This is a genomic window from Thalassotalea loyana, from assembly GCF_030161435.1.
GTDB classification, from domain to species: domain Bacteria; phylum Pseudomonadota; class Gammaproteobacteria; order Enterobacterales; family Alteromonadaceae; genus Thalassotalea_G; species Thalassotalea_G loyana.
The window spans coordinates 110,907-134,428 of record NZ_BSSV01000008.1; the positions used below are offsets into that span (position 1 = coordinate 110,907).

The 23,522-nt window shown below is 37.5% G+C and carries 18 protein-coding genes; 3 read left to right on the forward strand and 15 right to left on the reverse strand.

The genetic code is table 11. The annotated features are described in order from the left end of the window. Positions 1-392 precede the first annotated feature (392 nt). From QQK05_RS16305 to QQK05_RS16315, 3 genes are all read left to right on the forward strand, one after another. On the forward strand, positions 393-2,117 hold the full coding sequence (locus QQK05_RS16305) for an acetolactate synthase 3 large subunit (RefSeq protein WP_284300566.1): 1,725 nt from the start codon (positions 393-395) through the stop codon (positions 2,115-2,117). Next, positions 2,117-2,614: an acetolactate synthase small subunit gene (gene ilvN, locus QQK05_RS16310; protein WP_284300568.1), complete on the forward strand. Its 498-nt coding sequence runs from the start codon at positions 2,117-2,119 to the stop codon at positions 2,612-2,614. Before QQK05_RS16305 ends, ilvN begins: the two co-directional genes overlap by 1 nt. Positions 2,615-2,779: 165 nt before the next feature. Next, positions 2,780-3,289, forward strand: coding sequence for a GNAT family N-acetyltransferase (locus QQK05_RS16315; RefSeq protein WP_284300570.1), 510 nt, complete (start codon positions 2,780-2,782; stop codon positions 3,287-3,289). On the opposite strand, the gene QQK05_RS16320 is transcribed toward QQK05_RS16315, so the two are convergent. The 15 genes from QQK05_RS16320 to QQK05_RS16390 all read right to left on the reverse strand — a co-directional run bounded on the left by QQK05_RS16320 (position 3,282) and on the right by QQK05_RS16390 (position 23,512). Then, positions 3,282-3,980, reverse strand: a complete 699-nt coding sequence (locus QQK05_RS16320) for an SIR2 family NAD-dependent protein deacylase (protein ID WP_284300572.1) — start codon at positions 3,978-3,980, stop codon at positions 3,282-3,284. The two genes, QQK05_RS16315 and QQK05_RS16320, sit on opposite strands and share 8 nt — an antisense overlap. An 8-nt stretch (positions 3,981-3,988) precedes the next feature. Next, complete coding sequence (locus QQK05_RS16325) at positions 3,989-5,320, reverse strand: DEAD/DEAH box helicase (protein WP_284300574.1); 1,332 nt, start codon at positions 5,318-5,320, stop codon at positions 3,989-3,991. An 86-nt stretch (positions 5,321-5,406) separates the two neighbouring features. Further along, positions 5,407-6,999, reverse strand: a complete 1,593-nt coding sequence (locus QQK05_RS16330; protein ID WP_284300575.1) for a glycogen synthase — start codon at positions 6,997-6,999, stop codon at positions 5,407-5,409. Continuing rightward, positions 6,999-8,288: a glucose-1-phosphate adenylyltransferase gene (gene glgC, locus QQK05_RS16335; RefSeq protein WP_284300578.1), complete on the reverse strand. Its 1,290-nt coding sequence runs from the start codon at positions 8,286-8,288 to the stop codon at positions 6,999-7,001. The genes QQK05_RS16330 and glgC overlap by 1 nt, the downstream gene beginning before the upstream one ends. An 87-nt stretch (positions 8,289-8,375) precedes the next feature. Next, complete coding sequence (locus tag QQK05_RS16340; protein WP_284300580.1) at positions 8,376-8,669, reverse strand: isoamylase early set domain-containing protein; 294 nt, start codon at positions 8,667-8,669, stop codon at positions 8,376-8,378. Positions 8,670-8,931: 262 nt separating this feature from the next. Continuing rightward, positions 8,932-9,750 carry a class I SAM-dependent methyltransferase gene (locus tag QQK05_RS16345; RefSeq protein ID WP_284300582.1) on the reverse strand — a complete coding sequence of 273 codons (819 nt, stop codon included), beginning with the start codon at positions 9,748-9,750 and terminating at the stop codon, positions 8,932-8,934. A 173-nt stretch (positions 9,751-9,923) separates the two neighbouring features. Further along, on the reverse strand, positions 9,924-10,553 hold the full coding sequence (locus tag QQK05_RS16350) for a 3'-5' exonuclease (protein WP_284300584.1): 630 nt from the start codon (positions 10,551-10,553) through the stop codon (positions 9,924-9,926). 4 nt (positions 10,554-10,557) lie between these two features. Then, positions 10,558-11,028: an FKBP-type peptidyl-prolyl cis-trans isomerase gene (locus tag QQK05_RS16355; protein WP_284300586.1), complete on the reverse strand. Its 471-nt coding sequence runs from the start codon at positions 11,026-11,028 to the stop codon at positions 10,558-10,560. 329 nt (positions 11,029-11,357) lie between these two features. Beyond that, positions 11,358-12,800, reverse strand: coding sequence for a DUF4145 domain-containing protein (locus tag QQK05_RS16360; protein ID WP_284300588.1), 1,443 nt, complete (start codon positions 12,798-12,800; stop codon positions 11,358-11,360). A gap of 123 nt (positions 12,801-12,923) precedes the next feature. Continuing rightward, positions 12,924-13,475 (reverse strand): condensin complex protein MksE, encoded by a 552-nt coding sequence (locus QQK05_RS16365; RefSeq protein ID WP_284300590.1) that lies wholly within the window; start codon positions 13,473-13,475, stop codon positions 12,924-12,926. Continuing rightward, positions 13,472-14,902: a hypothetical protein gene (locus tag QQK05_RS16370; RefSeq protein WP_284300592.1), complete on the reverse strand. Its 1,431-nt coding sequence runs from the start codon at positions 14,900-14,902 to the stop codon at positions 13,472-13,474. The genes QQK05_RS16365 and QQK05_RS16370 overlap by 4 nt, the downstream gene beginning before the upstream one ends. Beyond that, positions 14,899-17,841: a hypothetical protein gene (locus QQK05_RS16375; RefSeq protein WP_284300595.1), complete on the reverse strand. Its 2,943-nt coding sequence runs from the start codon at positions 17,839-17,841 to the stop codon at positions 14,899-14,901. The genes QQK05_RS16370 and QQK05_RS16375 overlap by 4 nt, the downstream gene beginning before the upstream one ends. Beyond that, entirely contained in the window at positions 17,841-18,638 is a 798-nt protein-coding gene (locus QQK05_RS16380; RefSeq protein ID WP_284300597.1) for a hypothetical protein, read from the reverse strand. The genes QQK05_RS16375 and QQK05_RS16380 overlap by 1 nt, the downstream gene beginning before the upstream one ends. 82 nt (positions 18,639-18,720) lie before the next feature. Next, a complete protein-coding gene (locus tag QQK05_RS16385; protein WP_284300600.1) occupies positions 18,721-20,409 on the reverse strand; it encodes a DUF262 domain-containing protein in 1,689 nt (562 codons plus the stop codon). A 73-nt stretch (positions 20,410-20,482) separates the two neighbouring features. Continuing rightward, on the reverse strand, positions 20,483-23,512 hold the full coding sequence (locus tag QQK05_RS16390) for a type III restriction-modification system endonuclease (RefSeq protein WP_284300601.1): 3,030 nt from the start codon (positions 23,510-23,512) through the stop codon (positions 20,483-20,485). Positions 23,513-23,522 lie beyond the last annotated feature (10 nt).

The following is a 23,522-nucleotide window of genomic DNA, read 5'->3' on the forward strand; positions in this document are numbered from 1 at the left end:
GTAACTATCTTACTATGATTAACGTTACAAAACTAAGTTCAAAAAAGATAAATAACGTGGTTTCACTATAAACCTACGATGGCAAATTGAAAACTGATTTGTTGTCAAGATTACAATTTGATAATAACTGATTACAATATTCATTATTTCGTAAAAAGTTATTGACACTTTTGTCCGATGCGTTATAAATAGAGCTATTAGATTTCTAGAGCGTTAACTTTAAATGAATAACACACTTGTCCTCAACGTCGTCCTCACAGTCGTGGTAATTTTATTACCTCGGGGATTTTGTTGTAGATAAGTTTTAGAAACGAATTAGACAAAGCCCCCACTCGTATGACTGGGGGCTTTTTTTTTACTTTTGATTTTTTGATTATAGGGCAAACAATCTCATGACAGCGCAACACTATACTGGTGCAGAAATGGTGGTCAAAGCGTTAGCTGAACTTGATGTAGAGTTCATCTTCGGCTATCCCGGTGGATCCGTTTTAGATATTTACGATGCAATTTTTAATCAAGATGCCGTCGAGCACATTCTTGTTCGTCATGAACAAGCAGCTACGCATATGGCTGACGGCTACGCACGTGCAACGGGGAATGTTGGCGTTGTCCTAGCGACTTCAGGCCCTGGCGCTACTAACTGTGTCACAGGTATCGCCACCGCTTATATGGATTCTATTCCAATGGTGATTTTGGCTGGCCAAGTGGCAACGAGTTTGATTGGTGATGACGCCTTCCAAGAAACTGATATCGTTGGTTGTTCACGCCCTATTGTTAAGCACAGCTTTAGTTGCCGCTCATTAGCAGATATTCCAAATGTCATTGCGAAAGCATTTTATATTGCTAACACAGGTCGCCCAGGTCCAGTTGTTGTCGAACTGCCAAAAGATATGCTGATCCCTGAGCACAAAGCGCCTTTTGAAATGAATAAAGACGTGTCGTTACGTGCCTACAATCCAACAGTTAAAGGACACCAAAAGCAGATCAAAAAAGCCGTTAAAACAATTACCGAAGCACAGCGACTTGTTGTTTATTCTGGCGGCGGCATTATCAGTGCCAATGCAAGTGAGTTATTAACAGAACTTGTTGAAACCCTTAATGCACCTTGTACCAATACATTAATGGGCTTAGGTGGTATCAGCGGCACCCATAAAAACTTTATTGGTATGTTAGGCATGCATGGCTCTTTAGAAGCTAACAAAGCGATGGCCAATGCTGATGTGATTCTTGCACTTGGTGCACGCTTTGACGACCGTGTAACAAACAAAGTTGAGAAGTTTTGTCCGAATGCCACCATCGTGCACGTAGACATCGATCCGACGTCAATTTCTAAAACGATAAATGCGCATATTCCTATTGTTGGTTTAGTTGATATTGTTATGCAGCAGTTACTTGATGAAATCAAAACACAAGACATCAACATCGATCAGCAAGCCAATAACAACTGGTGGCAACAGATTGAACAATGGCGCTCAGTTAACAGCGTAAGCTACGAGCAAGATGACGGTAAAATTAAACCGCAACGCGTTGTTGAATCACTTTATAACGTCACAAACGGTGAAGCTTATGTCTGCTCTGATGTGGGTCAACATCAAATGTTTGCAGCGCAATACTATCCATTCGACAAACCTCGCCAATGGATTAACTCTGGTGGCTTAGGCACGATGGGCTTTGGTTTGCCTGCGGCTATGGGTGTAAAAATGGCATTTCCTGATGCCCATGTTGCCTGTGTTACCGGTGACGGCTCTATTCAGATGAATATTCAAGAGCTATCAACCTGTTTGCAGTACAACTTACCGGTAAAAATTATCTCTCTAAACAACCGATCATTGGGCATGGTTCGCCAGTGGCAGGATATGATTTACGGTGGTCGTCACTCATCGTCATACATGGAGTCGCTACCAGATTTCATTAAGTTAGCGGAGTCGTATGGTCACGTTGGCATTCAAATCAATCATTTAGATGAATTAGATGACAAAATGGCAGAAGCATTTGCAATAAAAGACCGACTAGTTTTTGTAGATATTCTAGTGGATGAAAAAGAGCACGTTTACCCAATGCAAATCAAGCATGGTGCAGTAGACGATATGTGGTTAAGCAAAGGAGTTAAAGCATAATGCGCCGTATTTTAGCTATTTTATTAGAGAATGAACCAGGATCGTTATCACGTATTGTTGGCTTGTTTTCACAACGTGCTTTTAATATTGAGACCTTAAGTGTTGCGCCGACTGAAGATAACAGCTTATCTCGCATCACCATTGTGACTAAAGGTGACGATCGGGTATTAGAGCAAATCGTTAAACAGGTTAATAAGTTGATTGACGTGATTAAAATCACCGATTTGACTGAACGAAATCATGTGGAACGTGAATTACTTTTGATCAAAGTATTAGCCATGACAGATAAAGCTCGCACTGAAGTGACAAGAATCACCGATATTTTTCGCGGCTCAATCGTCGATATTGGGAAACAGGTATACACCATCGAGTTAACGGGTGATGTAGAGAAAATTAATGCCTTTATCAATATTCTTGCAAATGAAACCGAAATCATTGAGTCGGTGCGCTCAGGTACCGTTGGTATTGCGCGAGGCGAGAAAGCACTGCGCGTATAGCACGATAGTAATTTAAGTGTAGTAAATAAGCACGTAAATTAACTTACTCAAAGTAAAACTGCCAGCCTCGCTGGCAGTTTTTTTTCATCAGTTAAATCACGTATAATCGTTTCCACCATCACCCCCTAACCAACGCCACTTAACCGATATACTGCGATGTCATCTATGCCCAAGTCGTTTACTTTTTCTGAAGCTAAAAAGTCAGACAAGAAAGATATTTTGAAGTTTTACAAGCGACATGGCTATAGCGCAAAGTTTATGGGGTTCGATACCTGTTATTTCATCGAAGCAAACGATGAAATCATCGCGAGTGTCATCTTATCAAATCTTGTCGAAGCTCAAGCAAAGGTCAAAGCCAAAGCCAAAGCAGAAGCTATTCAGAGCACACCTGAGAATGAAAACAGCTCGTTAGCGCATGCGCCACTGTTTTTACACGCTCTTTATGTTGTTCAAGATTATCGAAAACTAGGATTAGGACGTCAGTTGATGGCACACGCAATCGAGCGCCATCACTATATCATTTGTTTTGCCGAACAAGCCTTAACGCCATTTTATCAGGCGTTAAGATTTCAGCCCGTTAAGTACGACGCTTTACCCGTTATTTTTAGTGATCGTTATCGACTTTACGCAGACCAACAGCCGTCACTGGTAAGTTTTGAATATCGAGCTAGTTAGCTTGCGCTATCAATGATTTAACTAAACTTGGTAGTGCTTCACCCGCACTTGATTGAATGACTTCAAGTTGCTGAGACTGCGCTAAGGCATAGTTAATTTGAGGATTAGGATCAATGTAATAAACTTGGCAATCTGGCTTTGCATACTCGACAAGACTAGCGGCCGGATAGACCTGCATTGATGTACCAATAATTAAAATGATATCAGCTTGTTCGACTTGCTTTGCAGCGGCACCAAGTAATGGTACGTCTTCGCCAAACCAAACGATAAATGGCCTTATTTGCTCACCATCTTCGCCTGTTTGGCCTAATTTAATATCTCCAAGGCATTTGTGAACATGGGCTTTATCATCAACACTACACGCCTTTAGTAATTCGCCGTGCAGGTGAATCACGTGTTTTGAGCCTGCGCGCTCATGCAAGTCGTCAACATTTTGAGTAACAATGTTCACATTGAAATGTGCTTGGAGATCAGCAATCGCCTGATGGCCGTCATTAGGCATCACTTTTAATAGCTGTGCTCGTCGTTGGTTGTAAAACTCCAATACGAGCTCAGGATCTTTATACCAACCTTCTATCGAAGCAACGGCCATCACATCGTGACCTTCCCATAAACCATTGTCGTCACGAAACGTTTTCAAGCCACTTTCGGCACTCATACCGGCACCGCTCATTACAACAATGTTTTTCATAAACGTGATTACTCTTCGTTATCGTTATCTTGCAAGCCAGATTTACGCTTAAGGATCGGTAAGTCGCCCGCGTCATCAACAAAGCGAATTTTCTTCTTCACTTTAGGACCTGATGCCACGTTATCTACCTTGGTCGACTTCACTTCTTTTGCTTGTTTAGGCTTTGCAACTTTCGCCTTTTTCGGTTTCAAACCTTTAAACTTGGCTGGCAACTCATCAATTTTGTCGAAAGCAAATTGTGTTTGCAGGAAACCTTCAACGTTTTTAAAGCTTAACCAGTCTTTCGGCCCGACAAATGAAATCGCATCACCTTTACTCCCCGCTCGACCTGTGCGGCCGATACGATGAACAAATTCTTCGGTATGCTTAGGCATATCAAAGTTAATAACGTGAGACACGTTAACTAGATCTAGGCCACGTGATGCAAGGTCCGTCGTAATCAAAATTTTGTATTGGCCACGACTAAACTGGTCCATGATTTGGTTACGTTGCCCTTGATTTAGCTCACCACTTAACCCCACCGCTGGGTTGCCGTTTTCAGTCAAGTATGTCGCTAAGCGTTCGGTATCTGAACGGGTCGCCGTAAACACGATCATTTGAGTAAAGCTTTCTTTTGCCAAAATATGGCTCAACATCGCTTCTTTGTGATCTAGGTTGTCTGATAAATAAAAGCGCTTGGTAATGTCTTTATGCTCATCGTGGCCTTGGTTGATTGAAATTCGCTTAGGCGATTTAAGCATTGCCATGGCAAATTCATTTACTTGGGCATGATCTAATGTTGCTGAGAACATTAATGTTTGGCGCTTGCGATGGTTTGCTGCTTGGTTAATTTTCGTTAACTGCTCAGCAAAGCCTAAATCTAACATGCGGTCAGCTTCATCAAGAATCAGTAATTCTAAACCTTCAAGATAAAAGTGACCTTGTTCCAAATGGTCAGCCAAACGACCTGGGGTCGCGACAAGAAAATGAGGATGTTTTTCTAACACTTTAACTTGGTCGTTAAAGTTTTCACCACCAAGAATTAATACCGCTTTATATGGTGTATTGGCAGTAAACAAACGTAATTGATTAAACACTTGCTTAGCTAATTCACGGGTTGGCGCAAGAATGAGCACACGTGGATCTTTCTTGGTTAACGCTCTATTGCGCATCACACGCTGCATTGCAGGAACAACGAATGCTAAGGTTTTACCTGAGCCAGTTCTAGAAGAGGCAATTAAATCATGGCCTGCCATTGCTGCTGGTATTGCTTGTTGTTGAATATCGGTTGGCGATTTAAAACCAAGATGGTCAACAGTTTCAAGTAGTTTACGTTCAATACCAAAATCAGAAAATTGCAAGTGTTACTCCAGCGCGTGCTTATAAATATCCTTGCTATTATAACCCGTTAACCGTTGACAGAGGGAAGTATTTTTTCGTACGCGCGCTAATTACTATAAAGATGTTCAACATATAGTTTCACAGAGTCTTGCCACAGGAAACGGCTTGATCTTGCGTTGTCGACAAGTTGTTGCCATAACCTAGGGTCTTGTTGAAACACCTCAATCGCTTCTTGTACCTTTGCTAAAAAGTTCTGCCCCTGCTCTGTAGGCGTTTTACCATAGAAAACAAAGCCATTTTCTTGCTCAAATATTGTATCATTAAGGCCACCAACGCCATGAACAACACAAGGTTGCCCTGCCCTTAGCGCAAGCATTTGACTAATACCACAAGGTTCAAACGAGCTTGGCATTAAGAAAAGATCGCCACAAGCAAAGACTTGATCAGACAAGACTTGAGAATACCCTTTGATAAAGAGAAAGTTTGAATGGCGTTGCGCAATGCTATCTATCCAGTTTTCTTCTTGCTCATTGCCACTGCCCACCATAACAAATAAGCTGTCGTCGCCAATCACATCTTCAAGTAAATAATCCAACACGGATTGCTGATGGTTTATCTTCGTCAACAAAATCGCTACTTTTTGTGGGGTAAGTCGCCCTACCGAGGTGAGTAATAATTTGGGCTGAGATGGCTTAGCAATGATGCGCCTAATGGTAGATAACGCAACAAGGTGGCTAGCTTTAGGTGTTTCATCTAAATCCATCCATTGCAATATCGTTGCTTCACAGTGTTGCAATAGCTTCTCAAGCTTTTTAGTCGGCTGTGGTGTCTCAATTTTGCTGTTTTCTAGGTATTCACAACCATTAAGAATACCAATCAAATTGCCTTCGCTTGCCTTTCTTTGTAAGGCAAATTCAAGCCCTTCTGCCCCAATAAACCCATAAACAGGGTTGCTTGGTTGTAAAATCTCTTTGGCATACGTAGGCGATACCGCATGAACCTTATCCGCTAAGTTAATGCCAGCAAGCATCGGGTTAATACAATTACTATATCGAGGATCAACAAGCTTACTTCCATCAACACTTAGGGTTGGAAACCACGCCGAAAAGGAAGACTCATCACCTTCAATCGGTCGAATGCCTTGGAGCGACAAATTATGAATGGTAAAAACCGTTGGCAAGCCTTTCAGTGCAAAGAAGCGCTCATCGTAAGCTCTTAAAATGGCGATAAACGATGTATGCCAGTCGTGTAAATGCAGGACATCAATGTGTCCAAACACACGATTGGTGATGGCGTTAGCTACCGCTTCACTAAAGAGTGCAAAACGGTTTGCATCGGATGCAAATGGTCGTTCACTGCCATCATCGAAGTAAATACTGCCTTTATCGTCAATCAAAAAATTGGGGTGGTCGATAACCCACTGTGTTACGCGCGCCTTTTGATATCTACCTACGATTTTATAAACATTTACCTGCTGTGCGATGCCACGAAAGATAATATCTTGTTGGCAGACATGGTGAGCTTCATCAAGCAAATGAAATTTGCCATAGCTTGGCACGACAACATGAACGTCGTGACCGAGCTGAGCAAGCGCAACGGGGACGTCTCTTATTACATCCCCTACACCACCGATTTTACCACCTGGCAAGGCATCATTTTCACTTGCCGGCATTAATATACTTAACGATTTCTTTTCCATTACAACTTAAACGCGAGGTCCTTGTTTTTATGATCAAGTGCTTCGAGCATACTGCGTGTCACGAGGACAACACCTTTGTCAGTGACTCTAAAGCCCTTCTTTTCATCATCTAAACGATTAAAGCCAATCGTCATATTAGGAGGAATGACACAGCCGCGGTCGATAATCGCCTTTTTAATGTAACAACCGCGATTAATCGTCACGTCTGGCAAAATAACCGAATCATGAACTTCACAAAATGAATGAACTCGAACCTTTGAGAATAACAAGGAACGCTTAACCACAGAGCCTGACACAATAACACCACCGGCCACCGTTGAGTCGATTGTTGCGCCACGACGCCCTTCTTCATCAAAGACGAACTTCGCAGGTGCCGTTTGCTCTTGGTAAGTCCAAATAGGCCAATTCTCATCGTACATGTTTAATTGCGGCTCTGGCTCAACAAGTTCCATGTTGGCTTCCCAAAAGGAATCCAATGTACCAACATCTCGCCAATAGCCTTGATTATCACCATTAGGATCTTGGAATGGGAAAGCATGTACTTTGTGAGAATTAATAATATTAGGGATAATATCATTACCAAAATCACCGCTAGAGCCTTCTTGAGCGGCATCTTTTTCAAGTTGCTCGAATAAGAACTCGGTATTGAAAATATAGTTGCCCATTGATGCTAATGTTCTACCCGGCTTACCCGGTATTTCCGACGGCTGTGCGGGCTTTTCATCGAATCGACAGACTTTTAAATTCTGATCAACGGTCATGACACCAAAACTACCAGCGGCTTCTTCAGTCGGTACTTCAATGCAGCACACGGTCATATCGGCACCCGAATCAACATGTTTAGCGAGCAACGGGCCATAATCCATTCGGTAAATGTGATCGCCCGATAAAATCATCACATACTTAGGCAATTCATGGCGAATAATATCCATGTTTTGAAATACCGCATTTGCAGTGCCTAAATACCACTCGTCGCCCTTTTGTTGTGACGCTGGCAAGATTTCTATCGATTCGCCAAGCTCTTTTTTGAAATGTCCCCAACCACGGTTAATATGCCTGATCAGCGAATGAGATTTGTATTGGGTTGCAATACCTATTTTCCTGATGCCTGAATTGATACAGTTTGACAGTGGAAAGTCTATAATCCTGAAGGTACCACCAAAAAATGTTGCTGGTTTAGCGCGGGTTTCGGTTAATTCGAAAAGCCTAGATCCTTTGCCTCCAGCTAAAATTAATGCGTATGTTTCCTTGGTTAAACTACTGATGTGTCTTTCTGTTTGGTTGCTCACTTCAAATCCTTTTTCATTGGCAGCTCGATGGCTACATGTTAGAGGTGACGTTTCTGGCAATGAGTTTTTGTCTCTTAAAAAACCTGATTACTGCGTTGCTACAACTGAATTTTCGCTACCGTATTCATTAGGCACATAGGCGTCAGCACAGTAGTCGTTTTCCCACTCGGATTGATTTAAAAGATATCTAAATTGAAAGGCTTCACCTTTGGGCAATCGTATGCGTGTTTTAAAGCTCTGAGATTTTTTATCGAACTTCATATCAATCTCCTGCCAATCCGAAAATTCGCCAACAAGCTGCGCGCTTGTCACATCATCACGCTTAAATTCGAAGGTCACTTCAGTTTCATCTTTGGTTTTGAAAAATCGTTTAGTTAGCATATTGCTCATCCTATTAAAGCTTTCCATTTGGGTTGGGTTCGGTAACGTTCACCAAATTTAAAATGCCAATCAGTGATCACCGAAACAATATAGTGAAGAGAGGCCGAGCTCCCTCAATCAAGACTATAGTTGAGAATTTAAAGGCTATAGATGAAATTTTTTTGTCAATAAGATGACGGCAGGATGAATAAATAAAGTAGGTTATTCATGGTGAAAAAAAAGGAGCTAAGTTAGCTCCTTTTTTAATTTAAAAATCAAACGATTAACGTTTTTGGAAAAGTAATGTCATACGGTTAGACTCACCAACCTTTTTGTACTTTTCTTTTTCTTCATCAGTTTTTGCACGAAGCATTGGTGGCAATGTCCAAACACCACCGGCAACACCGTCAGCAATGATGCGGTCCATCGGGTTGTTGTGGAAGTAGCCTTCGGCAATCAGATCAAAGCCAGCGGCTTTTGCTACTGCAACGACATGTGATTTTGGCAAGTAACCTTTTTTCGATGTTTCAACCGCATCGTAGCCCTCTGGCGCTTGATGTTGAACAACACCTAATTTGCCGCCTTTTTTAAGCATTTGATTAAATTGACCAAATGCTGTCGCCAAATTATTACCGTTTTGTAAGCCATGTAAACCACGGAAAGTTAACACGTAATCAGCGTCCATTGTTTTGCTATCAACTGCTGCTTTTGGATCATAATCGGCAACAACGACACTACCATATACACCCTTGTTATCAGCTAACTTTTTGTCAAAGTTTTCACGTGAGCGCTTACGGTATTTTGATTTCGTTGTTAATGGGTAATGAGCGGCAACAAGTTGACCATTATCCTTTAACATTGGCGCAAGAATCTCAGTGTACCAACCACCACCGGGCATGATTTCAACAACCTTGTGGTTTCCTTTGATGCCAAAGAACGCTAGCGTTTGGTGTGGCTTACGAAACTCATCACGCTTTTGATTAGCTTCGCTACGGTGAGAATTATCAAATGCTTTTTTACCGTGATCGTCAGCAATCGCCGCCATTGGCATTGCTAGACCTAAAGCTAAAGACAAGGATAATAATTTGTTTCCATTTTTCATTGTTAAATTACCTTGGTTATTATGTTTTTTAGTAAGAACCCTACTGTTATACATCAAATAATTGTTTAAAGGTCACTTTTAAACGATAAATTAACAATCTTGTAAGATAACTTGCAAAATCTCAACAACTTAACCGACTAGAGGATCGCTAGCGTTTAAACCGTCTTCATACACTAAGTGCCAGAAAATAAGGTCGCTATTTTAGCCTTCGGTGTTTTTGCTATTTTTTGAATAAATGAGAAAGGTACAGATTGGTCATCAGCATCATTTCTACGGTCTGCGATATCCGACAACATGGCTTGCCACAATTTTGCCGTCATTTGTGCGTCGTATAAGGCTCTGTGAAAGCTACCATCACCCATAATGCCTTTATATCGAACCAAGGTCCCTAACTTGTGATTAGGCGCTTCTTGGTAGATGCGACGAGAGGTAAGCAACGAACAAGCAAACTGCCCTGCATAGCTTCTGCCGATAGCTTGTAATTCGGCATCAAGAAACTTCTTATCGAAAGACGCGTTATGTGCCAGTAAGTTTTGCCCTTCAATAAAATCGGCAAATTCAGACATCACTTCAGCGTTAGACTTTGCACTGGCGAGCATTTCATTAGAAATGCCTGTGTACTCTTCAATAAAGCCACTAATTCTTCGTCCAGGATTCATTAGCGCTTGGAAGCTATCAACGACCTCGCCGTCAACTAGCTTCACTGCACCAATTTCAATTGCACGATCACCTTGGAAAGGCGATAAACCTGTGGTTTCAAAATCCAAAACCACAATAGAGTCTGCGTTGTTATTCAATAACATAAACTTATTTAATCGCGATGAGTTCAACGTCAAATATTAAAGTAGAGCCTGCTGAAATTTTACCAACACCGCGATCACCGTAGGCTAATCGTGCAGGAATAAAGAACCGTGTTTTATCGCCAACGCTCATGGTTTGTAGGCCTTCCGTCCAACCCGCTATCACTTGATTCAGTCCAAAGCTGATTGATTCGCCTCTATCGACAGAACTATCGAATACTGTGCCGTCAATTAGCGTACCGTGGTAATGTACTTCGACGGTTGAAGTCGCAGTAGGCTTTTGCTCGCCATCACCTTTGTTTAGCACCAAGTATTGTAAACCCGACTCTGTTTCTACAACACCTTCTTGTTGTTTATTTTGCTGTAGGAACGCTTCACCAATCTCTTTATTCTCTTGTGCTACAGCTTTGTTTTTACTCGCACGTTGGAACATAAACACCATTAGCGCAACAATCAAAATAATAACGATATACTTCATTTTAAAACCAAATATTTAAAAACTATGTTGTGCGCTAGTTTACGCAATTCGGGTTATTTGTCTATTGTTGGTCGGCAAACAGGTTTTGAACCTCGATTTAAAGGTTCAAAGGGTTTATCATGCAGCTATAACAGACTTAAGCCCATTTTGATGGGTAATTAAGTCTACTAATTTAAATATCTATCGATAGACAATGACCTTGAACCAAAGCAATAACAACAACTTTAATGGGCAACCTACGATTTTATGGCACGATTATGAGAATCACCTGTAAATAAAGGGTCACGGAGACTTACTGCATTTTAATGTACTCAAATATGTACACAAAGTTATTGATTAAAGATCAGTAAAGGGGTTTGCAGGTTTGCACCACTTCCTTTTAAGCAGCAACTTTTGTATTTTTTCCCACTTCCACATGGACAAGGACTATTTCTGCCAGTTTTTTCTACTTTTAAAGGTTTGGGTTTAGCAGCTTCAATTTCACTTTGAACCTTATGGAAGGCTTTTTCAAAATCATCTGCAAAACGTTTCGCATGCTTTTGCATTTCGCCAACCAGATCATTGAACTCAACTAGATGATACCTTTTTGCAGCATAGCTGCCTTTATCAATAGCATCCAACAAAAGCTCTTCCGCTTTTTCATCGTTCTTATCAACAATTATACCTTTATGATATAAAATCCCTAATTCACCGATTGAATCTATACAGCCATATTCTATTGCATTATTTAAGTATTTATACGCGACATCATGATCCTGAAAAGGGCTTTTTTCATCGCTATATAAGTAAAATAAGTAGCGATACGCAAGAGCAGAGTCAGCTTCTTTGGCTTGTTCAAGATATTTTTTAGATTCGGTATATTCTTCAGAGTCATAGAGGTGTGCGCCATAATAAGCAATAGCTTCTTTATTGCCTCTTTTTACTGCTACACGCAGCAATTCCATTCCTTCTTTCTCTTGTTCGATGCCAATCCATCCATTTATAGCAAGTACCGCATATTTATATAACGGTTCTGTATCACAGTATCTAAGAATGTATTCATTAACAGAAATATCTTTCGCTAAACTATATGGATTCATATAGTAATCATCAACATTAGAGCTTAATTTGTATGAAGCTTCATAATTTGCAGCGGCAATTTTAAATAATGATGATTGGTTGTATACAAAGCTATCTCTAGCTAGCAAACCTTCGTCTCTGGAGTTTTTGGTAGCAATTGCCTCATAGGCAATACCTGCTTTTAACTTTGCATGGTAGGAACTGCTATCAATAGCTGCATCGAATATGATTTTTTTCAAGCCCTGTTGGCTTAAATCAACCAAAGTAAATTTAGGAAGTTCTTTCTCTAAAAGAACTTGTACATATAAGTCTTCGAATAATTCAATAATTAACTTTCGACATTGAGCAGCTTTATTTTTAATAGATTCTTCAGCATTTTTTACAAAATTAGAGTCATCCTGTTCCTCAATAGGAGCCTTAATATGAACACCATCATTACAAAGCTTACGTAATTGATGAAAAGTATTTTTTATATTCTTTGATATAATACCTTCCTCAAATAACATATTAATTTGTTCAAATAAGTTATCATTTTTAAAGTCTATAGCTCTTCTCTCAGCAATAAACTTGCTTAGAAGCTCTATAATTTTTCTAAATTTCAAAAGTGAATAATCAGGATTATCACTAAGAAACTCTAGCGCTGTTTGATAACAATCGTGGATCTGTTGGCTAAATAACTTTGCAAAATCCAAGTCTGTGTTTATTTCTAACAAAATATTCCCTTAAGTATGATGTATCTAACCTGATTTTATTTACTACAGTTGAGACAAAAAATTTTTCATAATTTAAATCACCGTGAGCCATTTACATCCCATACAAAGATTTAAACTTTGAACTCAAACAATTTCAGATGCACCTTGGTTGATTAAAGCTTCATACATTGATTTACCTGAATTAAGTAATACATAATTTCCAGAACGATTTATTACTGCAATATTCCGATCAACAAGTAATTTTTTGCACTCATCCCACAAATTTTCCTCAATGCGGGTTGCATCCAGTACAGTCCTGAACTCTTCATTCTTATTTATTTTTTCCACTAGCTCTTTAGACAGCCCTGCATGTGAGTCAAACAGTATGTCTAGCTCATAGTTATCTAAAGTTACTCCCCTAGCAATAACGATTAGAAGCGCTTGAATTTTCGAAGATAATTTAGAATTGCTCTGTTCTTCATTTAAAGCTCTAATAAAAAAGCTTTCAGGAACATTATCTACAAGCTCATAACCACAGTTAAAATATAAGTCTTTGTATTGTACATAATTTGACATAAGTTCAGTAAAAAGCTTATCTTCGATAATGTCATCATTATGAACATCAAGTGTATTCTTATTAATCACTTTACCGTTCATCAGGATATTAAATATTTGCTTACTTAAATTGCTGTTCATGCCTCTTGCCTCTGCTCAAGCGATCTGCGCCAATACCTATATTCATAATTTCCATACTTCACGGCAACGCCATCCCTAGTTTGATTTAATCTTCGTTTTATATCGGGTTTTGCCATAAAGCTTCTATAACCATGAATTCCATCAATAAGTTGATAATCATCTATAGAATTTGAAAGTAAGTGGTGAATTGATTCAAAAATATCATAGTAGGAAACATCCATCTCTAACGAGTTGACTAGTTGAACTATTCTTATCTGCCTGCGCTTTTTATCTCTTTTTTCAGCCAAATCCTCATTCTTAATGGATGGAGTTATTGATTTATTTACAGTCTCTAATGCTCTGTTTTCTTTAAATACCCTAATTAGCTCTTTCAAGTCTGAAATTGAGTTTTCTTCATCCCAACAAATTTTGGCATTAAAACTGTTCGAAAAAGATTTTATACCATGAAGTTTATTGTTCTTAATAATTACACTATCTACATTACTTAACGGTATTTTATTGTTAATCATCTTCCCATCATGAAGCTGATACGATTCACTTTTTAATTTATTAAAAGTTATTTCTATCGCATTAAATATGTCCCTACTTCGTTTATGCCTTTTATAGTAACTTAATAAAGCTCTTTGAATTTCTTTAATATCTTTGTGGTAACTGGTGATCGCTATATGTCGATATTGTATATATGCCGCTAACTTTGGCTGTTGTTCATTCAATAGGTCTTCTATTTGCCGAATCAGTCTAACAAAAGTATTGCCTCCCTCCATCGGTTGATTAGGGTTTAAGAATTCAATGCTAGGAATTACTTTCCGTTCATATAATTTTGTTAACTCTTCCAGTTTTTGTATCGCAGGATTTGAGTGAGGTTCTGCCTTATCGTTATCTAATTTGTCAATATACTCAGAAAGTCTTGCCGCACTTCCTCTCAAAGAATCTGTATTTCTCTTAATAAGCACCAAAGTGTCAGTGAGCTTTTGTGTGAGCGTTTCATATGCCTCAGTGAACTCATTACTCTCATTAGTTATAGAGATTCTTTTGAACGTTTCTAGTAAAGATAAAAACTCGACTCGGATCGTTTCATAGTCAGAATTGGATAGGCTTTTAACTCTTTTATTATCGAGGTGTCTAAACAAGTCGATAAAGAATGTTTGAAAAGTTATCTTATTAGCATTCGGTTTTTTGTCTACTCCAACAATCAAACCATTATGTCTCAAATTATCAATCTCAAATGCTATTGCTAATCTCTTCGCATCTGCGGGATCAACTTTTCCAACTAATTTAATTAGCTTTCTGCACTCATAATTATATAAATCAAGATTAACGCCATAGTTGGCCTCACTAAAATCCATTTCGTCAATCAAAGTGAATACAACATCCTTGTATTTAATAAACAACTCTATGCATTTACCAGCATCTATTTTTGCAGTCATAAAGTTGCCTCATCAACCACCAAGTGTTCTGATAAGGAATTTTTCAGTTTGCCAAAAAACTCATCCCTGTCGTAGCACACTGTTATTGCTTCTTCTTCTAAAGCATCTTCACATACAAACTCACCCAATGTGACGAAGTTATTCAAAGAGTCTAACGCAGAAGGGTTTAAATCAGGTGTGGCAGCAAAAACTTTAAACCCAAATTGATCTGCGACTTTTTTAACTTCAGGTATGTTATTCTCATCTAAGTTACCAATCTCGTCTAACACCAACGGTAAATTAAGCTTTACAGAGTCACTAACTAAATCATTCATTAATACAGCTAACAAAATACAATTTGTTGCTGCGGTTGTTCCACCAGACTGTGGCTTTGAGGTTACTTGCGAGCTACCGACCTTCCTATACTGATACTTAACACCACTAATGAGACTCCTCATGTTGATCGAAGTAATGCCACTTTTGGAAGTGAAATAGCTTTGGCAAAAGTAATTTAAGCGCTCATAAAATTCATCGTCTAAAAGTTCATTACCATGCACATGATTCCTATCTAAATGGTTAATTAATTCATCAAACTGAGCATTTTTTTCAACTATCATTTCAATAGACTCTAAGTTTGAAATTGCTCTACCATTAAATATCGAGTTTATTTCTCGAACTTTAGTATCGATTAATCTTGAGCCATCACGGATTTCCTCTATCTCCGCATTCACATTGCTGTTGTGGGTATGGATCTCTTTAGATAGTTGATCTTGTTTTTGGTACACCGTATTGAATAGGGTATCGAATTCTATTAGTGCTTTATCAATTTCGTGACCTTCATACTGTACTTTATGTCTTAGGTCATCTAACTCTGGAATAAGTCTAAGCGAAAGTAGTTGTTTTAAAGGAGAAATTGAATCCTGATAATATGTTTTTATAGATGATATAAAATCAATTGTCTCATCTATAAACATATCTGATAGTTCAAATTCACTTGATTCTGAAAACTTATCTTTCAAAAGCTCAAATCGTTGAGCATGCTCAGTTGAAGCGGTACTCAAACGTTTTTCATAATTCTCTAACTCAACTCTCTTAGGTTTCAATAAATCAATTTTTTCTTTTATTCCATCAAATTCTGATTTATTAACCCCATAAATTTCTTCAAATTCCTCTAATTTTTTTGAGTTACATTGTATTTTTTCATCAATAGCCTTTAGTTCTTCTTGTACTCTCTTAAATTCATTCGGTAAAAACTCAGATTGTTTAATTAGATATAATTCATGCTTCGCTTCATTTAATTTTTCAACAACGTCAGCTCTAGTGCCTTTTGGCGTTCCTTTGGTAATACTGTTGATGTTAACAATAGTATCTTCAATATTATCTAGCTCTTTTTCTTTTGAAGACTTTTGTAATTTCAAAGATTCGATTAGCTCAGTTAAGTTAAAGTTTTTGTAAGTTAAGCCAAAGACTTCAGAGTTTAAGAAATCGACCTTATTTTTTCGAACAGAAAATAGTTGAGCGAAGTTTTCTATAGTTCTTTTTTGTTCTTCCGTTATTTCTACCGACAGTTTGGCAAACTCGCTATTCAAACTACTTATAACGCTAGCTGCATGCTCAGATAAACTACTAACAAGTAGCTTACTAGAGTTGTTAATAGACTCACTAATGGTGTCCAATTCTTTTGAAAGTGTATTTTTATCAAAAATAGCTTTTTGCAAAGATGCTGTGGCACTAGCTGAGTCATCAAAAGCGGTTATAATCTTTGAAAACTTTTCTACGTCTTTTTCGCAATCTTTTATTGCAAGCTCTTCATCCCAATCACTTCCCCAAGAGCCTAAAATATCGTTTAAAAGTTCCACGTTTTTTTTCAAAGGCAATAAGTCTTTCTTTTTCTGCTTATAACTACCATTTAATTCAGCCAACTCATTTCTCGTTGATCTTATTTGCTGCTTACCAGATAAAACTATAGGTTCTAATTCTTTGTATTTCTCAAGTAACGAGTTTAACTCTGGTTCTAAATCATTAAGAGATTTTTTAATCTGCGAGTTAATACTGAAATAACGTTTTGCCCCTTGAGCAAGTTTTGATTTGTACTCCTTGACTGCACCATCCGTTTGATTCCAAAGGTGGCGGTTACTTTGTATCTTGTTAAGAAGTTCCTGCCTAATTTTTAATTCATTGAAGTCATGAATTGATTTTTGTAAGTTAACTTTTACTTGGCTTTGCTCTCTGTCTTTTCCCATTTCAATAACTGAAGCAAGCACCTTTGGTAAAGTGTCCTTATTACTTGCTGTTAAATCAAAAGCCAAGTGAATTAATGACTTTAAACACTCTATTGACTGTTTTGTGCCACCATCAATTAGAGGAACCAAACAGTACCTGCGACTAGTTAGTTTATTTACACCGCCAAAAAGATGTTCGCAAAGAGTGTTAGTATCAGATACCAGAATCCCATGCTTCTTTTTAAGTTCAGCTATAAGTTCCGCTTTATGAATATTTTTTGCACATCCCATTCCTACATTTGACTCATTATCAAAATCCCAAAACAAGTTTTTAATTTCAGAAAAGGAAGCTGGTACTAGAATTCGGCCATAACCAAACTCTTCTGATGACCGATATAAAACAAGGCAAAAATGACCTTCAGGATTTTCAGCTTCAGCAATAATAAAAGAGCGATTTGAAGGAAAATAGTGCTCAAAACTTTGTTGTTTAGAATAATAAGTTCCGTCCCTACCTTGAAATCCGAATTTACTTTTACAATTTGAAAAGTTAAATTCGGGAAATAAAAGCAGCTTCACAACATTTAGAGCAGCCGTCTTCCCCTGGTTATTGCCACCAGATAAAACTAAATGTTGATCTATTTTTAAATGAGTAAACGCATGAGAAGAGCTATTAACTAAGCATAAAGATTTAAACCCAAACTGCTCTTCAATTAATGATGTTATATTTCCAAAATCCATTAAAGATATACCTCTTGTTCCATCGTTTTCCGTGTATTAATCATTAAATTTATAACATTACTCAAAATAGGACTCTCCTTTCTAATTTTCTCTAAGGACTTTATTTGAGAACTTTTTAAGTCACTGCCAAAATCTAATAAATCTTGTTCTGCACTTTCAGCAACTATGAATGAAAATTTAGTTTTTTCATGATCTTTCATCATGTTGAAAATCGATTGTGCTGTTCTTAAAACTCCCAATTCGAAATCAAAAAAACAGTATAAATGGTCGTAGTTATTATAAAATTTTGCCAAGTATGTATTAGCAGCCCTATTACCAGCTCCCCACATCACATCCATATGAGTTATATCTATCTTTGCATGCGATTTCAGAAATTTAAGAGTGGAATGAATATCAATGAAGTTCTCTTCATTTTCAATAATTAGTAATGAATTTGATTGTTTGAAAGTTGTAAGAATCTCTCCTTCACTATCTACAATAACAGATGTTGGAGGGGCTGCACCTAGCCGTACATGAAATGTAGTTCCATTGACCTTTACTGAATGACTTCTTCCTGTTTTTGAGGCTTCACTCCTAGTGTTGAAAGGTAATACTGCTGAATATCTGTCGCATAAAGAGGAGAAAGCTGCTTTATCCTTTATCTGAAGTAATACAGTGCTTTTGTCATTTTTATTAATCTCAAATAGATTAAATAAATCACTATCAGTAAGACCAATTAATCGAGCTTTCTTTTTAAAACTTGAGAAGTTAATGGGCTGACCATTTTTTATCTTTTCAAAATATCTATCAATTTTCATACTTCAACTACCTTGTTGAAAAGTGCAGATGTTAGCTCAACGTTTCAAAATCAAAACTACAAACATCCTTGTTAGTAAAATTTTATTTAGTTAACTGAAAGTGGGTTAAGACAAAATCCTTCAGCATTAGCTCTCTTTGTTTTATATAGTTTTTTATACTTTCTACATTTCCCCAATCACAAGGAACATTATCTATTTCATTTTGAGACATGAGTGGGGCTAAGTTAAAGGCTTCGAGTTTATCAGCCGTGTTTTTGTTTCCTTTACTTGAATTTGAAGCAACATAATCGATTACCAAATTTCCAATACTGTGCTTATATGACTCATGAAACTCATCGTCATACTCAACATTTTTTGCGCGTTGTGCGGATATGTGTTCAATACTTAGTTTTTCTCTTTCCTGAGTAGAAAAATACTCTTTCAAGGTAAGCAAAGGGAAACCTTTTTCGTAACGTAATTTGTTCTCATATGAAAATAAGATATAACGAACAGAGTTCTTACTTAACCATTCATAATGGTTTTCATAATCAACTGCTTCTAATGCTCTACTATTTATATTCCACCAATTACTTTGAGTAAAATCTTGTACAAGCCCTATTACATCTTCATTTCTTCTTAGTCGTGTATATAGGTAACTTTCACCGTTGCTACGAAGACCTACCAAAGATGCCCTAAACGTAAACTGGTTTATCGCTTGCAATAACCTATCTAAATCATCTTTTTTGTCTTGGTACACTTTCATTAGAACAGGGTAGAAAGGTGCAACTCGCCCTATCATAAATAGATGTGCAAGATTTCGATTTATGTGTTTATCATCTTGAATACAAGAGTAAATTTTAAAGCTACTTTTGAGGCGTGATGCATAAGACCTAATTTCTTTTAATGCATCATCTTTGGCTGCTGGATTATTAACAAGCTTTGTTATTTTTAACTTTATATATTCTTTAGGTTTTTCCTGAAAATCGGCGGGACAGCTTTCAAAAGCAATATTATGATAACGAAGAACGTCACGGTCATTAATCTCGTACTTCTCCACTAAGCGATAAATTTCGGCAAATTCCAATTGAATATTTTTGATAATTTGATCAGGGTGTTGAGCGACTAACCCTGCGTTATACATCAAAAAACTTTTAATTGATTCAAGGTCAGTTAGCTTTCTACCTCGATCATTTAGAAGCTCAAATATTTGAGTTGCCGTATTGATTTGATCAACAACATAAAGCAAAACATCTGCATTAGTCGTTGTTTTATATATTTTTTCCAAAGTAGCAATATCAAGTTTATCCAACTCAGCATTAAAATACTCTTTTGCTTCTAATAAAAGCCTTTGAGAGTTTGTCTTAATATCGATTAAAGATATGTCTTCATCATCTAGAATTACATTGTGTAAAAAGACGTTATCTTCATTCTCTGTTTCTAACCTATAAAATTCATCATCTCTAATATATTTTCTGATAGTCCTATTTGAAACCAGACCCGAAGAGCTAGCTATTAACTTTTTAACCAGTGAATTGATAAAAACAATGAATGTCGTAAGACGTTGCTGCCCATCAACGATATCTACAATGGAAAACTCGCCTCTGCCTCCATTAAGGTGAAATAAAAATGATCCTAGGAAATAACTTCGTTCTTCATGCTGGTTAACAATATCAGATAGAAAGTCTTTTAAATTTTCTTCTACTTCCCATGAGTAAGCTCTTTGATAAACGGGTATATTAAATATTCTGGTGTCACCAAAAATATCTTTTATCGTTGATTTCCCTGTTTGCATTAATTTCTTCCAATCTATTTGAAATGTAAAATAATGTACGACTGTAAGCAAATTACAGTCGTATTGAATACTTTTACGCTATCTGACTATCAAACGAATCGTATGAATCAGCTTTAATAAACTGAGTGTCGTTACCAAGTGCAGCAAAATGAGCTTTACCACACTCGATTTTAGCTTTTTCAGTTGGTCTTAAAGCATCACTAAACATTGAGCCTTTAGTTTCAACAACAAAATACAGCTTTTCAGCACCATCTTTATCAACCAGCACTGCCCAATCTGGATTATATGAGCCTAATGGCGTGTCTATCTTGAACCAGCTTGGTAACTTTGCGTAAACCTTAACTTGAGTATTATTTTCAAGCTCCTGAGCAAATGTTTCTTCAACATCAGAATCATAAATAACATGGTCATATATTGATTTTTCTGCTGGTAACATGTTCTTGCTCAAATACCCCATCAACTCCTGATCTTCGAACAGCTCTTGAGCGTAAAATTCATCATCACCAATTTTTTCATATTTAATGCCATCAACAATAAATAATCTCATTTGATTTTTGATGATCGTTACCGCCTGTTCAATAAACTTTTGAGGGTTCATTTTGAACGCTTCTAAACGTCCACACCTACGCAAAATACTAACTATAGATTTACGAGTCAGGTTTGTTTGTTCTTGCAGGTAAGTAACAATATCTGGCAATTGATAATCTCTTGCTGTGTATGAGTGGTTACTCGTTGCTTCATCCACAACGTTAACACCACTTTGCTCAATCGCTGTTGTAGCTTTGGTATATTTAAATTTAGCCGTACCAACAACCAAGTTACTGCTTATTTCTTTCGCACAAGCTTCTACAAGCTTTTCAGGGTCAAAGTTAACTCGATACCATGTTTTGTACTTAATTCTGTCCCATAGCGGCTTAAAATCTATATCAAAGGCTTGTTTCTTAAACTCAACACGCTTTTTCTCTTCGTGTTTTTTGACATTTAAGCCACCAGCCACTTTTTTCAATACAGCTTTGATCTGTGCGGCTTGATCATCAAAACCTTCAGGTAAGTTTACAGAGTTTTCTTTTAAAGCCGTTTTTAGCTCATCTGTAACTTTGCCTTGCTTATCTAAATAGCCATTGTCATTTAGGTGAGTCCAAAGCTGTTCTGATTTTTCAGCTCCAAGGTAAGACGATTGTTCACCACAAGAAGATAAAACAGGTATGTTGGCAAATTGATGTTTTTCCACCAAGCCAAATTTAATGCCTTCTTCTTTTTCAATTTCATGCTGTAATTCACTAACAAATTTTTCATAAGATTCATTAGCCATTACGGTCAATGTATTCACGTCAAACCCATGAACACGTTCACCATCTTGATTAACACAGATCCTTAAACCACGCCCAATTTCCTGACGTTTCTTCATTACAGAATCTGTTTCATTCAAGGTACAAATTTGAAATACGTTAGGGTTATCCCAACCTTCTTTAAGAGCAGAATGCGAGAAGATAAAACGCAACTTCACTTTAATATCAAGCAAACGCTCTTTATCTTTCATGATCAGGTTATACGCACTTTCGTCTGACGCAGACTTCGCAGCTTCGCCTTTTTTAGACATGGTGGATTCTTTAAAAATCGCATTACCTTTTGCATCTTTTTTCTTATCGATGGCAAAGTAACCATTGTGAACTTGGCTAACCAACTGCTTCAAAGCAAAACCGTCTAATTTCCCCTCCGAATAAATTTCAGGGTATAAACGTTTGTATTTAGGTTTCTTCAGGACGGCATAAAGTTCTTCTTCAAAGATTTTGCCAAACTTGCCTAGCGTTGGATTACCATCTTCGTCATAAGCTCTATAGTTACCAACCTTATCTAAAAAGAACAGGCTTAGTACCTTAATACCTTTCGGAATTAGCTTTAATTCTTTTTCTAAATGCTCTTCAATGGTTTTACGAATTTGCAAACGCTTAAACTCAGTCTCATCAACAGAGCCTATTGCTTGGCCTAGTAATATTTCACCATCTCTACTGGTAAAATCGATATATTCGCTACCTTCCTCGGTATAAATGTCATTGATGATATAACCGTCATAAATGTCTCTACCACCAGACTCTTGTAGAAGATCCTTACCGCAAGTCAGCTTTTTCTTAATGCGCTTAACCTTGCCTCCATCCATTTTATCAAATTCAATTTCCGCCCAACGAGGTGAAGCATTTACTTTAAGTAATTTAATGTACGCTTTGTTATGGCTGTCCTGAACGTCAATTGATGCCACCTCAATTTGTTTAACCAATTTACGGTCGTAGGCATCAATTGAATCTAACTTGTAAAGCATGTTGTATTTATCAACATGTGTTGCTGAATAACGTAAGGTGCAAAGTGGATTTAATGTTTCAATTGCTTCTTTTGACTTAGCCGTTGTATCTACACTTTGCGGCTCGTCAATAATAACAATTGGATTTGTTGATTGAATAAATTCAATCGGCTTCATTCCACTTAATCTATCATCAGCACGGTGAATTAAGTTGGCTTTCGTTTCTTTACTTGGATCGGTGAAGCTCTTACGGAAAGCATCAATATTAATAACCATGATCTGAATATAATCACTGGTCGCAAAGTTACGAACTTGTTCTCGCTTTGACGAATCATAAACAAAGTAATCATATTGCACATTGTCATACTGTGTTCTGAAGTGTTCTTCTGTCATTTGCAATGACTTATAAACACCTTCTTTAATGGCAACTGAAGGCACAACAATAATGAATTTTGTAAAACCGTACTTTTTATTTAGCTCAAAAGCTGAACGTAGATAAACGTAGGTTTTACCTGTCCCCGTTTCCATTTCAATCGTAAAATCTTTTGAAGAGCCTGCAACAGAAGTTTGTTTTAAACCATTGGCTAATTGCACTGATTGTGCATTTTTTTCTAACTCATCATCGAGTAATACAAGTCTGTTACCTATACCGATATCTGACGTTACGTTAGGTGCAAATAAATCGCCCTGTGCCGCAGCAGAAACGGTGAAGTTTGTTTGGCAAACTTCTTGACCTTCAAACACACCAACAACTGCATTGATGGCATCAGCTTGATGTTCTAAATCTGGATTAAATTGAATCTTCATAATAAATACC

Excerpts from the sequence above, each read along its gene's own strand:
- QQK05_RS16375 (WP_284300595.1), bottom strand. The coding sequence starts at position 17,841 with ATGGATTTTGGAAATATAACATCATTAATTGAAGAGCAGTTTGGGTTT.
- QQK05_RS16365 (WP_284300590.1), bottom strand. The coding sequence starts at position 13,475 with ATGAACAGCAATTTAAGTAAGCAAATATTTAATATCCTGATGAACGGT.
- QQK05_RS16305 (WP_284300566.1), top strand. The coding sequence starts at position 393 with ATGACAGCGCAACACTATACTGGTGCAGAAATGGTGGTCAAAGCGTTA.
- QQK05_RS16370 (WP_284300592.1), bottom strand. The coding sequence starts at position 14,902 with ATGACTGCAAAAATAGATGCTGGTAAATGCATAGAGTTGTTTATTAAA.
- QQK05_RS16345 (WP_284300582.1), bottom strand. The coding sequence starts at position 9,750 with ATGAAAAATGGAAACAAATTATTATCCTTGTCTTTAGCTTTAGGTCTA.
- QQK05_RS16320 (WP_284300572.1), bottom strand. The coding sequence starts at position 3,980 with ATGAAAAACATTGTTGTAATGAGCGGTGCCGGTATGAGTGCCGAAAGT.
- QQK05_RS16315 (WP_284300570.1), top strand. The coding sequence starts at position 2,780 with ATGCCCAAGTCGTTTACTTTTTCTGAAGCTAAAAAGTCAGACAAGAAA.
- ilvN (WP_284300568.1), top strand. The coding sequence starts at position 2,117 with ATGCGCCGTATTTTAGCTATTTTATTAGAGAATGAACCAGGATCGTTA.
- QQK05_RS16350 (WP_284300584.1), bottom strand. The coding sequence starts at position 10,553 with ATGTTATTGAATAACAACGCAGACTCTATTGTGGTTTTGGATTTTGAA.
- QQK05_RS16330 (WP_284300575.1), bottom strand. The coding sequence starts at position 6,999 with ATGGAAAAGAAATCGTTAAGTATATTAATGCCGGCAAGTGAAAATGAT.
- QQK05_RS16380 (WP_284300597.1), bottom strand. The coding sequence starts at position 18,638 with ATGAAAATTGATAGATATTTTGAAAAGATAAAAAATGGTCAGCCCATT.
- QQK05_RS16385 (WP_284300600.1), bottom strand. The coding sequence starts at position 20,409 with ATGCAAACAGGGAAATCAACGATAAAAGATATTTTTGGTGACACCAGA.
- QQK05_RS16340 (WP_284300580.1), bottom strand. The coding sequence starts at position 8,669 with ATGCTAACTAAACGATTTTTCAAAACCAAAGATGAAACTGAAGTGACC.
- QQK05_RS16355 (WP_284300586.1), bottom strand. The coding sequence starts at position 11,028 with ATGAAGTATATCGTTATTATTTTGATTGTTGCGCTAATGGTGTTTATG.
- QQK05_RS16390 (WP_284300601.1), bottom strand. The coding sequence starts at position 23,512 with ATGAAGATTCAATTTAATCCAGATTTAGAACATCAAGCTGATGCCATC.